The 11,620-nt window shown below is 59.4% G+C and carries 12 protein-coding genes; 8 read left to right on the forward strand and 4 right to left on the reverse strand.

What is annotated here, in order from left to right; all coding sequences use genetic code 11:
- Positions 1 to 35: 35 nt before the first annotated feature.
- Positions 36 to 539, reverse strand: coding sequence for a peptide deformylase (gene def, locus HF921_RS10695; RefSeq protein WP_064219986.1), 504 nt, complete (start codon positions 537 to 539; stop codon positions 36 to 38).
- Positions 540 to 621: 82 nt separating this feature from the next.
- Between def and HF921_RS10700 the strand changes: the two genes are divergently transcribed.
- The 8 genes from HF921_RS10700 to minE are packed head-to-tail and all read left to right on the forward strand — an operon-like array spanning position 622 to position 7,999.
- Positions 622 to 1,713, forward strand: a complete 1,092-nt coding sequence (locus tag HF921_RS10700) for a LysM peptidoglycan-binding domain-containing protein (RefSeq protein WP_215893794.1) — start codon at positions 622 to 624, stop codon at positions 1,711 to 1,713.
- On the forward strand, positions 1,710 to 2,798 hold the full coding sequence (gene dprA, locus HF921_RS10705; RefSeq protein ID WP_215893795.1) for a DNA-processing protein DprA: 1,089 nt from the start codon (positions 1,710 to 1,712) through the stop codon (positions 2,796 to 2,798). Before HF921_RS10700 ends, dprA begins: the two co-directional genes overlap by 4 nt.
- A gap of 9 nt (positions 2,799 to 2,807) precedes the next feature.
- Positions 2,808 to 3,245 carry a DUF494 domain-containing protein gene (locus tag HF921_RS10710; protein WP_064219982.1) on the forward strand — a complete coding sequence of 146 codons (438 nt, stop codon included), beginning with the start codon at positions 2,808 to 2,810 and terminating at the stop codon, positions 3,243 to 3,245.
- 3 nt (positions 3,246 to 3,248) lie between these two features.
- Complete coding sequence (gene topA / locus HF921_RS10715; protein ID WP_064219981.1) at positions 3,249 to 5,834, forward strand: type I DNA topoisomerase; 2,586 nt, start codon at positions 3,249 to 3,251, stop codon at positions 5,832 to 5,834.
- Positions 5,831 to 6,157 carry a ferredoxin FdxA gene (fdxA, locus tag HF921_RS10720; RefSeq protein ID WP_064219980.1) on the forward strand — a complete coding sequence of 109 codons (327 nt, stop codon included), beginning with the start codon at positions 5,831 to 5,833 and terminating at the stop codon, positions 6,155 to 6,157. The genes topA and fdxA overlap by 4 nt, the downstream gene beginning before the upstream one ends.
- A 29-nt stretch (positions 6,158 to 6,186) precedes the next feature.
- Entirely contained in the window at positions 6,187 to 6,918 is a 732-nt protein-coding gene (minC, locus tag HF921_RS10725; RefSeq protein ID WP_215861762.1) for a septum site-determining protein MinC, read from the forward strand.
- An 18-nt stretch (positions 6,919 to 6,936) separates the two neighbouring features.
- Positions 6,937 to 7,746, forward strand: coding sequence for a septum site-determining protein MinD (gene minD, locus HF921_RS10730; protein WP_215861763.1), 810 nt, complete (start codon positions 6,937 to 6,939; stop codon positions 7,744 to 7,746).
- Position 7,747: 1 nt separating this feature from the next.
- Entirely contained in the window at positions 7,748 to 7,999 is a 252-nt protein-coding gene (gene minE / locus HF921_RS10735) for a cell division topological specificity factor MinE (protein ID WP_014027523.1), read from the forward strand.
- 69 nt (positions 8,000 to 8,068) lie between these two features.
- Here minE and HF921_RS10740 read toward each other — a convergent pair whose 3' ends face one another.
- Genes HF921_RS10740 through mshL form a run of 3 tightly spaced genes read right to left on the reverse strand, consistent with a single transcriptional unit; the run spans position 8,069 to position 11,603 of the window.
- Positions 8,069 to 9,058 (reverse strand): tetratricopeptide repeat protein, encoded by a 990-nt coding sequence (locus HF921_RS10740; protein WP_064219837.1) that lies wholly within the window; start codon positions 9,056 to 9,058, stop codon positions 8,069 to 8,071.
- Complete coding sequence (locus tag HF921_RS10745) at positions 9,055 to 9,879, reverse strand: ExeA family protein (protein WP_064219836.1); 825 nt, start codon at positions 9,877 to 9,879, stop codon at positions 9,055 to 9,057. The genes HF921_RS10740 and HF921_RS10745 overlap by 4 nt, the downstream gene beginning before the upstream one ends.
- Positions 9,879 to 11,603, reverse strand: coding sequence for a pilus (MSHA type) biogenesis protein MshL (mshL, locus tag HF921_RS10750; RefSeq protein WP_215893796.1), 1,725 nt, complete (start codon positions 11,601 to 11,603; stop codon positions 9,879 to 9,881). Before mshL ends, HF921_RS10745 begins: the two co-directional genes overlap by 1 nt.
- Positions 11,604 to 11,620 lie beyond the last annotated feature (17 nt).

Consider the following 11,620-nt stretch of genomic DNA (forward strand, 5'->3'; position numbering starts at 1 on the left):
ACTCCGGTGTCCCGGCAAAAACAATGCGCTGTTTTCTAGTCACCGAGCCGCACCCTTTTGTTCGCCTTACGGCGAATCAGGTTTTGCTTGAGGCGGGACAGATGATCGACAAAAAGGGTACCGTTGAGATGGTCAATCTCATGCTGCAGGCAAACCGCCAACAACCCATCGGCCTCCAATTCAATGGTCCTGCCCTGCACCGTGGTCGCGCGCACCGTCACTTTTTCGGCGCGCCGCACCGTCTCCACCACACCGGGTACCGACAGACAGCCTTCCTTCATCTCTTCTTCACCCATGCTCGCGATAATTTCCGGATTCACCAAGGTCAGCAGATCATTGCGATTTTCTGAAACATCCACGACAATCAGCCGGTGACCAGCGGCCACCTGCGGCGCGGCCAGACCGATACCGGGTGCATCGTACATGGTTTCCGCCATATCGTCGGCCAGTTGCTGTATCTGTTTGTCCACCCGGACTATGGGCTGGGCCATGCCCTTGAGGCGGACATCGGGGAACTCCAGTATTTTCAAGAGGGGCATTTCGTCACCAATTATTACCATCCGGCAAAAATCGTATCTTGAACTAATACTATTCCTTGCGGAAGTCCGGAGGAGATCATTCATGCGGAAGTACATCTGGCGCAACACCCTATTTTGTCTTGGCCTCAGCGCCATGGCCCCGGTGATGGGGCAAACTGCGCCGTCTGGCATACAACTACGTAGCGAACAAAGTTACACCGTCAAATCCGGAGACACCCTCTGGGGAATCGCCGCACATTTCTTGCGGCATCCTTGGCAATGGCCGCAGATCTGGCATAAGAATCCCTACATCCATAATCCCAATCTCATTTATCCCGGTGATCGCATCGTGCTCACCCATGGGGCCAACGGCCAGCCCGAACTTCGTGTAGAAAGATCTTATGGTTCTCATGCAGCAGGTTCTTCGGCCGTCGAACTTCATCCACAAATGACGGTAGAACCCTTGTCCACCGTGGCTACCGGCGAAGTGATGCCCTTCCTCGGCACGCCGGGGTTTATCGCCAGCAAAAAAGCTTACGATGCATTACCTTATCTGGCGGCCAGTGCCAACAGCGGCCAGATCGTCTACACCGTGGGCGACAAGCTGTATGCTTCCGGTCTGAAACGGGTCCCGGTGGGCACCCGCTATGGTATCGTCGCTCTTGGGCCGGAACTGCGCCGTCCCGGCGTCGAGAAGCCGCTCGGTTATGCGCTCTACGACCTGGGCAGCATCATCGTACGCAGTGACAGTTCCCATGCCGCCGTCGAGATCGCCGATGCCCGCAGGGAAATCTCGCTGGGCGATCGCCTGATCCCCGAAGCGGGCACCAAAGTACCGCGTTATTTCCCCAGCGCCCCCGCCCACCCGGTAAGCGCTCGGATCATCGCCAAAATGAGCGACTACCCCGAACTCCTGGTGGGTCAGGCCGTTATCGTGGATCAAGGCCGGGAAGCCGGATTGAGCGATGGTAATCTGCTGCGGATTGAAAGGACCAGGGGAGACACGAAAAATGCCGTGACTGGCAAATCCTTCGCTCTGCCGCCTCAGAAAGTGGGCGAAGTGATGGTGTTTCGGGTATTCCCCACGGTCTCCTACGCCGTGATTACCATGGCAACGCATGGCATCTTGGTGGGTGACAAGCTGGTTAGCCCGCGCCCGGTAACCGCCAGCGACAGCTCCGCAGGAAACGGGTGACAGACCGGGCCTGGCTCGCCCTCAGCCGTATCCCCGGCCTCGGCCCGCTTCGCCAGCGTGCCCTGCTCGAACGTTTTGGTGCGGTGGAGCGCTGCTTTCAAACCGGGGCTGGAGCCTTGCAGGACCTCGGCCTGCAAACGGGACAAATCGCCGCCTTGCAGAAGGCACCCGAGGACATTCTCACGCCTGCAGACCAGCGCTGGCTGGAAAGTCCCGACACCGACCTCTGCCGCTGGGCCGACGCCGATTACCCGCCCTTGTTGCGCCATATCCCTGACCCGCCCCTGCTGCTCTATTTACGCGGACAGCGCGCCCGTCTGAACCAGGCCATGCTGGCTATCGTCGGCAGTCGCAGTGCCACGGCCACCGGTATCGCCACCGCCGAAGCTTTTGCCAAGAACCTGGGTGAAGCGGGACTCATCATCTGTAGCGGCCTGGCCCTCGGCATTGATGCCGCCGCCCATCGTGGTGCCCTTCACAGCGGCACCGTCGCCGTACTCGGTACCGGTGCCAACCTTATCTACCCACGTAGTCATCTGCAACTCGCCCGTCAGATTACCGAACAGGGCCTCATCATCAGCGAACAGCCGCCCGATACCGGTCCGCGCAGTGGTCTATTCCCCCGCCGCAACCGCATCATCAGCGGCCTCAGTCTTGGCGTATTGGTGGTCGAAGCGGCTGACGGCAGCGGTTCACTGATTACCGCACGACTGGCACTGGAGCAGGGTCGTGAAGTCTTTGCCATCCCCGGCTCCATCCATTCGCCGTTGTCGCGCGGCCCGCACCGCCTCATCCGCGACGGCGCCAAACTGGTCGAAAGCGCCGAAGACGTCCTCAGCGAACTCGGCCCGCTGTACGCCGTGCTGCGCGGCAGTCAGGCCGCAGCAGACTGGCGGCCGGAAGATTCAACACAAGCTAAAGTTTGGGCCGCCATGGATTTCGACCCTCTCGCCCCGGAACAGATCGCCAGCCGCTGCGGATTGACGCTGACCGAGCTTTCGGCCATCCTCTTGGACATGGAATTACAAGGTTACCTCGCGGCCTGTCCCGGCGGTCGTTTCTGTCGCCTCCCACCGGCTTCCTAAGGCCACGGTATGGAAGACGTCATAGACATCATTAGTTATTTGCTCGACCATCTCGACGACGAAGACGACGAGATGGTCGAAGAGCGTTTGCGCGCCGTCGGTTTTCCGGACGACGATATTCAGCGCGCCCTCGACTGGATGGAAGGCTTCGCGGTAGAAGCGCAAGAGGACACCAGCCCCCGTTCACTGCGCGCCTACCATCCCTACGAACAGCAAAATCTTTCTGTGGCTGCCCGCGGGCAACTCCATGACTGGGAGCGGCTTGGTGTCATCAACGGCGCCATGCGTGAGCGCATTATCGATCGCCTGCTCGCCCTTGGTCTGGACGATACCGATCTGGAAACACTCGACTGGGTGACCTTTATGGTGATGGCCAATGATCCCGGTCCGGAGGCCTTCTGGGTCGATGCCTTACTGGGCGCCGACGGCGCACGGATTCTTCACTGACCCATGGCATATCAGCTCGTTATCGTTGAATCGCCGGCTAAAGCCAAAACCATCCAGAAGTATTTGGGGGATGACTTTCAAGTGCTCGCTTCCTACGGCCATGTGCGCGATTTGCAGCCCAAAGAAGGTGCTGTAGATACCGAACATGATTTCGCCATGCGCTACGCTGCCATCGAGCGCAACGAGCGACATGTGGACGCCATCGCCAAGGCCCTGCGTGGCGCCGACAAGCTCTGGCTCGCTACCGATCCGGATCGCGAAGGCGAGGCCATCTCCTGGCATCTGGTGGAGCTGCTGCGCGAGCGTCACCTGCTCGGCAACAAGCCCGCGCAACGTGTCGTCTTCCACGAAATCACCAAAAAAGCCGTGCAGGAAGCTATCGCCACCCCCCGCGAAATCGCCATGGATCTGGTCAACGCCCAGCAAGCGCGCCGCGCCCTCGATTATCTGGTGGGCTTCAATCTGTCGCCGCTGCTCTGGCGCAAGGTGCGTCCGGGCCTCTCGGCGGGCCGGGTACAAAGTGCTGCGCTGCGCCTGATCTGTGAGCGCGAAAATGAAATAGAAGCCTTTGTCAGCCGCGAATACTGGACCATCGCCAGTCGTCTGCAGCAGGCCGGCAGCGAATTCACCGGCCGCCTGACCCACTGGCAGACGAAAAAGCTCGAACAGTTCGACGTCACCAATAGTGATCAGGCCGAGGCCATCCGCAGCGGCATGGAAGATGATCTCAGCCGCCAGGCGCTACGGGTCCGGGAAGTGGAGCGCAAGAGCCGGCAACGCCAGCCTGCCGCGCCCTTCACCACGTCCACCTTGCAGCAGGAAGCCTCGCGCAAGCTCGGCTTCAACGCCAGCCGGACCATGCGCGTCGCCCAGCAACTCTACGAAGGCATCAATATCGGCAACGAGACTGTGGGCCTCATCAGCTACATGCGTACCGACGCCGTCAACCTCGCCGAAGAGGCCATCGCTTCCATCCGTGACTTTATCGGCAGCCACTACGGCAGCGAATTCGTCCCCGAGACCCCGCGCCGCTACAAGACCAAGACCAAAAACGCCCAGGAAGCGCACGAAGCCATCCGTCCCACGGACATCGCCCGCAGCCCGGAGGCCTTGCAGGGCGTACTCGAACGCGATCTCTGGCGCCTTTATGATCTGATCTGGAAGCGCAGCGTCGCCTGCCAAATGGCGCCTGCGCGTATGGACCTGGTCGCCGTCGATATGGACGCCGGCACCCATTGGACCCTGCGTGCCAACGGCTCCACCGTCACCTTTCCCGGCTTCATGGCCGTCTATCAGGAAGGCAAAGATGACGGTGACGAGGACGAAGGCAACCGTATTCTGCCGCCCCTTGATACCGGCGATGAACCGCAGGTGCTTGGCATTGATTCCGAGCAGCACTTTACCGACCCTCCCCCCCGTTATAGCGATGCCACCCTGGTTAAAACCCTGGAAGCCTATGGCATCGGTCGTCCATCCACCTATGCCAGCATTATTCAGACCCTGCAGAACCGCGAATATGTCGCCGTCGAGCAGCGCCGCTTCCGCCCCACCGATCTCGGACGGGTGGTCGGTCGTTTTCTGACCAATCATTTCGAGCGCTATGTGGATTACGGCTTCACCGCCAGCATGGAAGACGAACTGGACGCCATTTCCCGGGGTGAGAAGCAGTGGCAGCCGGTGCTCAGCGCGTTCTGGGGACCCTTTCGCGCACTCCTTGACGAAAAAGCCAACGTCAGCCGCACCGAAGCCACCAGTGAAGCACTGGATGAGGCCTGTCCACAATGTGGCAAACCCTTATTCCTGCGCCTCGGTCGTCATGGCCGTTTTGTGGCCTGTTCGGGGTACCCCGAATGTAATTATACCCGCCCGGTGGACGGTCCTCGCGAACCCGCCGAACCCGTAGGTCGCGACTGCCCGGACTGCGGTAAGCCGCTGGTCTATAAAACCGGGCGTTATGGCCGGTTTATCTCGTGCAGTGGCTATCCCGAATGTAAGCACATTGAGCCGCTAACCCAGCCTAAATCCTCAGGAGTCATTTGCCCCCAGTGCGGTGAAGGCGAACTGGTGGAAAAACGCAGCCGTTACGGCAAAATCTTCTACTCCTGCAACACTTACCCCAAATGCAGCTATGCGGTCTGGGGACCCCCGATAGCACGCGCCTGTCCCCGCTGCGCCTGGCCGATAATGATCGAAAAAAGCGGCAAGCGCCTTGGTGAACAACTCGCCTGCCCCCAGAGCGAATGCGCTTTTCACTTCCCGGTGAACGCCAGCGACGCGGAAATTGCCGCCATGCTGCCCGACTACACTCCGCCGCCGCCCCGCGAAAAGCGCGCGCCGCCGGCCAAGAAGGCGGCTCCTGCCCGTAAAGCGACGGCGAAAAGCACCAGGAAAACGGCCGTGAAAACGGCGGCTGCTGCCAACAAGCCGGCAAAGGCGGAAACAACGTCCGCGGTGGTAAAAAAACCAGGCAAAGCCAAGACCCCGGCGGCAAAGAAAACCACGTCGTCCAAAAGTACGGCCTCATCAGCCAGCGAATCGGCCACGCCCGCGCCACGGAAGCGCGCTGTAAAGAACGTCGCCAACTCATGACCTACGTTGTTACCGAAAATTGCATCCAGTGTAAATATACCGACTGTGCCGAAGTCTGTCCGGTCGAGTGCTTTCATGAAGGACCGAATTTTCTCGTCATTGATCCTGACGAGTGTATCGACTGCGCCGCCTGCGTACCCGAGTGTCCTGCCGACGCTATTTTCGCCGACGATGAACTCCCTGCTGATCAACGCGACTTCACTGCCATTAATGCGGAACTCAGCATAGACTGGCCGGTCATCCTCCGCAAAAAGGCAGCATTACCCGATGCCGAAACCTGGAATGGTAAGGGCGACAAGCGCCCTTTGCTGCGGCGCTCATGACGCGCGCACTTCGATGTTTCACGTGAAACATGGCTAATCCCCGTTCCCCCGGCACGGAAACCAGCGCGCCTTTACGCGTGTCCGGAGGCGTTTTCACCCTCTCCATCCTCCATCTGGAAAGCAATAACCCCCAACAACTGGCGCAACGTATCGCCGAAGAGCATCAACGCCACCCCGCCGCTGCCGATTTCCATCGCCATGCGCCGGTGGTCCTGGATCTGAGCGCCATACCCGAAGAAGCGCCTTTGGCTCTCACCGAAATCTTGAATGTATTGCGCGCCGCCGACTGGTTCCCTGTCGGTTTACGCAATGCCGCTCCCCGTCATCAGGCATTGGCGCAGGATCTGAACCTGCCTGTTTTGCGGGGCCAAGATCGTAATGCCGCCCCGCAGCCAGAAACACCCGCGCCCGCACAATCCGTCTCAACAAGTCCGGGTGGCCTGACCATAGATCACCCGATCCGCGGCGGCCAACGCAGCTATGCCCGTGGCGGCGACCTTGTCTGTTTGGCCGCCGTCAACGCCGGCGCCGAAGTCATCGCCGACGGCAACATCCACGTGTACGGCCCCTTACGTGGCCGCGCTCTGGCCGGCGTCAACGGCCAAGACAGTGCGCGGATTTTTTGCATGAGCCTGGAAGCAGAGTTGATCTCTGTTGCAGGTCTATATCGCATCCTCGAATCGGATCACCCCCTCTGGGGCAAGGCGGCGCAGATTTACAGCCGCGACGAGCAATTGCATATTACTGCTTTAACCTTATAAATCTTGGAGAAAAGAACCGTGGCCAAAATCATTGTCATCACTTCAGGAAAGGGTGGGGTCGGCAAAACCACCACCAGTGCCGCCTTTGCCAGCGGCCTCGCTCTGCGCGGCTATCGCACCGTCGTTATCGACTTCGACGTGGGGCTGCGCAACCTCGACCTGATCATGGGCTGTGAGCGACGGGTTGTGTACGATCTCATCAATGTCATCCAGGGCGAGGCCAAACTGCAGCAGGCGCTCATCAAGGATAAGCGCTGTGAGAATCTTTACGTGCTACCCACCTCCCAAACCCGCGACAAAGATGCCCTGACTAGTGAAGGGGTAACAGCGGTTATGGATGAACTGCGCACGGAATTCGATTACATCGTCTGCGATTCACCGGCAGGGATCGAGTCGGGGGCACTCATGGCGCTCTACCATGCCGACGAAGCCATTGTCGTCACCAATCCAGAGGTCTCCTCCGTGCGGGATTCCGACCGCATTCTCGGCATTCTCGCAGCCCGCTCACGGCGCGCGGAGCAGGGCGAAGAACCGGTGAAGGAACATCTATTGCTGACCCGTTACTCCCCAAAACGGGTGGAAGGTGGGGAAATGCTTTCTCTGCAAGACGTGAAGGAGCTGCTACGTACCCCCCTGCTGGGCGTGATCCCCGAATCCGAGGTCATCCTCCAGGCCTCCAATCAGGGCATACCCGCCATTCACATGGAAAACAGCGATGTGGCCGAGGCCTATAAGGATGTCGTCGCCCGCTTCCTCGGCGAAGAGCGTCCCTTGCGCTTTATTCATCCGGTCAAGGTGGGGTTCTTCAAACGACTCTTTGGAGGCTGACATGTCCTTTCTCGATTACTTCCTCGGCTCCCGCAAGAAAACTGCCCATGTAGCAAAGGATCGTCTGAAGCTGATTCTCGCCCACGAGCGGGATGCCGACGGTCCCGACTTCCTGCCCGCGTTGCAGGAGGAACTCCTGGCGGTGATCGCCAAATATATTCCCGTAGACAAGGAAAATATCAAGGTGAGCATGGAGCGACGCGGAGATTATGAGGTGCTGGAATTGAACATCCTGTTCCCCGATCAGCACTGAACACCGGAGAAGATCGACAACACCATCACCGCCAAAGGCCCCGGCAAGATCAGGAAGAAGCCTGGTGGTTTAATGCAATGCGGCTAATAATGCGCGCAGATAGTCAGCCAAGGGACTGGCGGGTTGAACGCTTGCCAGCGCTTCTTTCAGGTAAGGGCGTGCGGCGTCGTTGCCTGCTAATGCCAGAGTGATGCCCATCCCGGTCTTCCAGCGCAGACTATCAGGAGCGAGGGTCAGCGCATGGGCATAGGCGCCCTCGGCCAGGTGCAAATCGCCCTGTTGCTGAGCCAGCGTGCCCAGCATGCCGAAATAATCAGGGCTATCGGCGGGTGCAGGCCGCAGATTGCGCAATAAGGACAGGGCTTGTCCCGGCTGTTGTTGGGCGGCCAGCAACCGGGCTTCAAGTAATGTTAACGGTATATCACGGGGCGCGCTGCGGAGACTTTCGCGCAGCAATTCCAAGGCTTTTGTCGTCTCTCCGCGCTGCCACAGACTTTCTGCCAATCGCAATTTCTCGTCTTCCCAGGCGCTGCCGCCGGGAATGGAGGCAGACTGGACGGCTTGATGCCGGGGGTGGGTAAACGGGATCATCCGCGCACCGGCAAATGTCTTGGCAGGATGGGCACGTCGCTGCGGAGCGGATCGTTCCAGACTCCCCGGTGCAGAGCGGTTCTGGTCCGTGCGGGAAGGGGCGTGCAACAAGGTGCTTTGGGGCACATTGACGGAGCTCGTTGCCATGCCCTCCTGTGGGGATCGCGGAGAACGGCTCAAGACTGGAGCAATCGCCTGATTGTCAGGTACGGCGGGGGTCAGTTCCGCCGCTACAGGCGCAGCCTTGACCGGAAGCTTCCGCGCGGTGGTTTCATAGGAAGTGGGTAAATAAAACCACCAGAAAACCGCGCTGACCACCAGAAAACCACCCCCCAGCAGGATAAGCGCTCCCCAGCGGGGTAGGGATCTGGGGCGAGGCGCCTGCAATGCCGCCGGGATCTCAGGCCCGGCGCTTTTGCGCGCCTGTCGGCGATCCAGATCGTTCAGCACATCGTGAATCAAGCTCATAGGCTCCACCATAATCGTCGCGCCTGAGGCGTATCTGCAAGCGCCCTCAGCACCGCACGGCGCCCCACCCGACGGCGGCCAGACCCGTAAGTCGCCAATAACGCCTTGTGGGCGAGCAGATTGAGCAGCCGCGGCGTGCCCCCACTGCCACGCTGGAGCAGGCGCAAGGCGTTGGGCTGGAACAGCGGGCCGCCAGTATAGCCGGCATGGCGCAGCCGATGCTCCAGATAGGCGCCACTTTCGTCGCGGTTAAGGGGAAGAAGCTGATGATGGAAGCCGATCCGCTGACGCAACTGCCGCATTTGTGGCTGTTGCAGACGAACATCCAGTTCTGGCTGGCCAAATAAAATGATTTGTATCAATTTGCATTTTTCGGTTTCGAGGTTGGAGAGTAGGCGAATGCTTTCCAGTGCGGTATCCGATAGGGTCTGAGCCTCATCCACCAACAGCGCCACGCGATGTCCATCGCTTGCCGCCTGCAACAGGCTGCGGTGAATGGCTTCCAGCGGCTCCTGGGTGGCCTCTAATTCCAGTCCGCTCAGATCAGCGGCGATGGCGCGAAGCAGGCTCGTCGGTGACTGTTGGGGGTTGAGTACGTAGGCGGTGCGAAAGCGCGCATCCATGCGGTTGAGCAGGGTGCGGCACAAGGTGGTTTTGCCGGTCCCGACCTCGCCCGTGATCTTGACGAAACCTTCGCCATTATCCAGGGCGAAGTGCAGCAAAGAGAGGGCGGCGCGGCGATTCTCATCGGCGAAAAAGAACCCCGTGTCCGGGGTGAGGCCGAACGGATATTCGCGCAGACCGAAGAACTCGAGGTACATCAGTGGGCTGCTTCCATCTGTCGCGCCGGGAGCACAGCGGTGTTGAAATCCAGATCGTGCTCCGACAGTTCTTTGCGGGCTTGGTGAATTTGCTGCTGCCAAACGCCACGCTTATCCACCACAATGGGCTTGATGAGCACCACCAGTTCACTTTTGATGGCTGTTTGTTGCGTACTCTTGAAGAGATAGCCTAAGTAAGGAATGTCCTGCAGCAGCGGAATACCTGAATGGCTACTGTGTTCGTCGGTTTTCATCAGACCGCCGATGACGATGACCTGCCCACTTGCGGCGCGTACTACCGTATCGACTTCGCGCACGGAAGAACTGGCCAGAGGCAGAACGTAACTTTGATTGCCAACCGTAAACGCCTGGGCCTGGGTGGTGACACTGGTAACCGATGGATGTACGTAAAGGGTTACCATACCGTCCCCGCTGATGGCTGGTGTGACATCCAGGGCGACCCCGGAAAACAGCGGGGAAAGCACGGGTGTTGCCTGATTGATGACGGTACTGCCGATGACGCCGGAACTGGTTCCGGCATTGGTTTGCACATTGGTCACATAAATGTTGTCCGTGCCAACCTTGATGACGGCCGTCTGGTTGTTCAGCGTGGCCACCCGTGGGCTGGAGAGCACCTTGACCTTGCCCTGGGTACCGAGAGCCTCCAAGATGGCGTTGAAGCCCTTGCCGCCGCTGATGACCGCGTTGAAAACGCCGCCAAAGGGTTGCACCGCATTCATGGCGGGCAACAGACCCGGCGCCAATTGGCCCAGATTTGGGGTGGTCCCACCACTGGTGATGGTGCCCTGGGTGGGAGCATAACCATTGGTATTGAAGCTGCCATTGGAATTGATGGGCGCGAGTTGATTGATCTGGGCATTACCCATCACGGTGCTCCAGTTGATTCCCGCCTGAAAGCCGCTGGAGAGCTGGACCTCCAGAATCTTGGCTTCCAGAATCACCTGCCGTTCCAGGCCATTGGTGAGATGGTGCAAAAACGCCTGTATCTCACGCTGGCGGTCCGGCATGGCACGTACCACTATCACCCCGGACAGGGGACTGATGATGACCTTGCCTTCTTTACCGGCAACCATCCCCAGCAGGGGTTTCAGAGTTTTCCAGAAGTCGGAACTGCTATCGGTTTTTACTTCCGCCGAGGGCTTGCTCTGACCAAAGGCCTGGCCTTGTCCAACCATGCCACCACCGCCATTATTTCCGGAGTTGCCGTTTAGTTCGGTACCGGCGACCGTCAGTTGCGATTTGGCGCTGCGGGCGATGTCCAGATAATTCACCCGATAGATGCGGGTTTCCGGTGCGGGGGGGTAAATCACGATCTGTCGGCCCTGAACCTCGTACTGATAGCCGTAAGCCGCGCGGATCGCCCGCAGGGCATCATCCAGGGTGACATGATGCAGATCGAGGGTAAGGCTGCCTCCGACTTTCGGAGAAAGGATGACATTCTGGCCTGAACTCATCCCCAACCCCATGAACACCTCGCGGGCAGGTGCATTCTGAACCACCAGATCAAAGCGTTTCTGCAGTGGCGACGGGCGACGCGGAATCAGGCTGTCCACGGGCGGCAAGAGCGCCTGTTGCACGGCCGGCGGGGGTGGCTTTATCGCCGGTTTTGTCGCCGGCAGCATGGCGCTTGCGGGATTATCAGGCACCGTTTGGCAACCCGCCAGCCAGATACAGCTCATCAATATTGCCAACTGTTTGCGCATGATCATTTCTCTTCACT

Origin of the sequence: Acidithiobacillus ferriphilus, from assembly GCF_018854775.1 — a bacterium.
GTDB lineage: Bacteria > Pseudomonadota > Gammaproteobacteria > Acidithiobacillales > Acidithiobacillaceae > Acidithiobacillus > Acidithiobacillus ferriphilus.

Bases quoted from the DNA above. Each gene is read 5' to 3' on its own strand.
- HF921_RS10700 (WP_215893794.1), top strand. From the start codon at position 622: ATGCGGAAGTACATCTGGCGCAACACCCTATTTTGTCTTGGCCTCAGC.
- HF921_RS10740 (WP_064219837.1), bottom strand. From the start codon at position 9,058: ATGAGCTTGATTCACGATGTGCTGAACGATCTGGATCGCCGACAGGCG.
- HF921_RS10745 (WP_064219836.1), bottom strand. From the start codon at position 9,879: ATGTACCTCGAGTTCTTCGGTCTGCGCGAATATCCGTTCGGCCTCACC.
- fdxA (WP_064219980.1), top strand. From the start codon at position 5,831: ATGACCTACGTTGTTACCGAAAATTGCATCCAGTGTAAATATACCGAC.
- mshL (WP_215893796.1), bottom strand. From the start codon at position 11,603: ATGCGCAAACAGTTGGCAATATTGATGAGCTGTATCTGGCTGGCGGGT.
- topA (WP_064219981.1), top strand. From the start codon at position 3,249: ATGGCATATCAGCTCGTTATCGTTGAATCGCCGGCTAAAGCCAAAACC.
- HF921_RS10710 (WP_064219982.1), top strand. From the start codon at position 2,808: ATGGAAGACGTCATAGACATCATTAGTTATTTGCTCGACCATCTCGAC.
- def (WP_064219986.1), bottom strand. From the start codon at position 539: ATGCCCCTCTTGAAAATACTGGAGTTCCCCGATGTCCGCCTCAAGGGC.
- minE (WP_014027523.1), top strand. From the start codon at position 7,748: ATGTCCTTTCTCGATTACTTCCTCGGCTCCCGCAAGAAAACTGCCCAT.
- minC (WP_215861762.1), top strand. From the start codon at position 6,187: ATGGCTAATCCCCGTTCCCCCGGCACGGAAACCAGCGCGCCTTTACGC.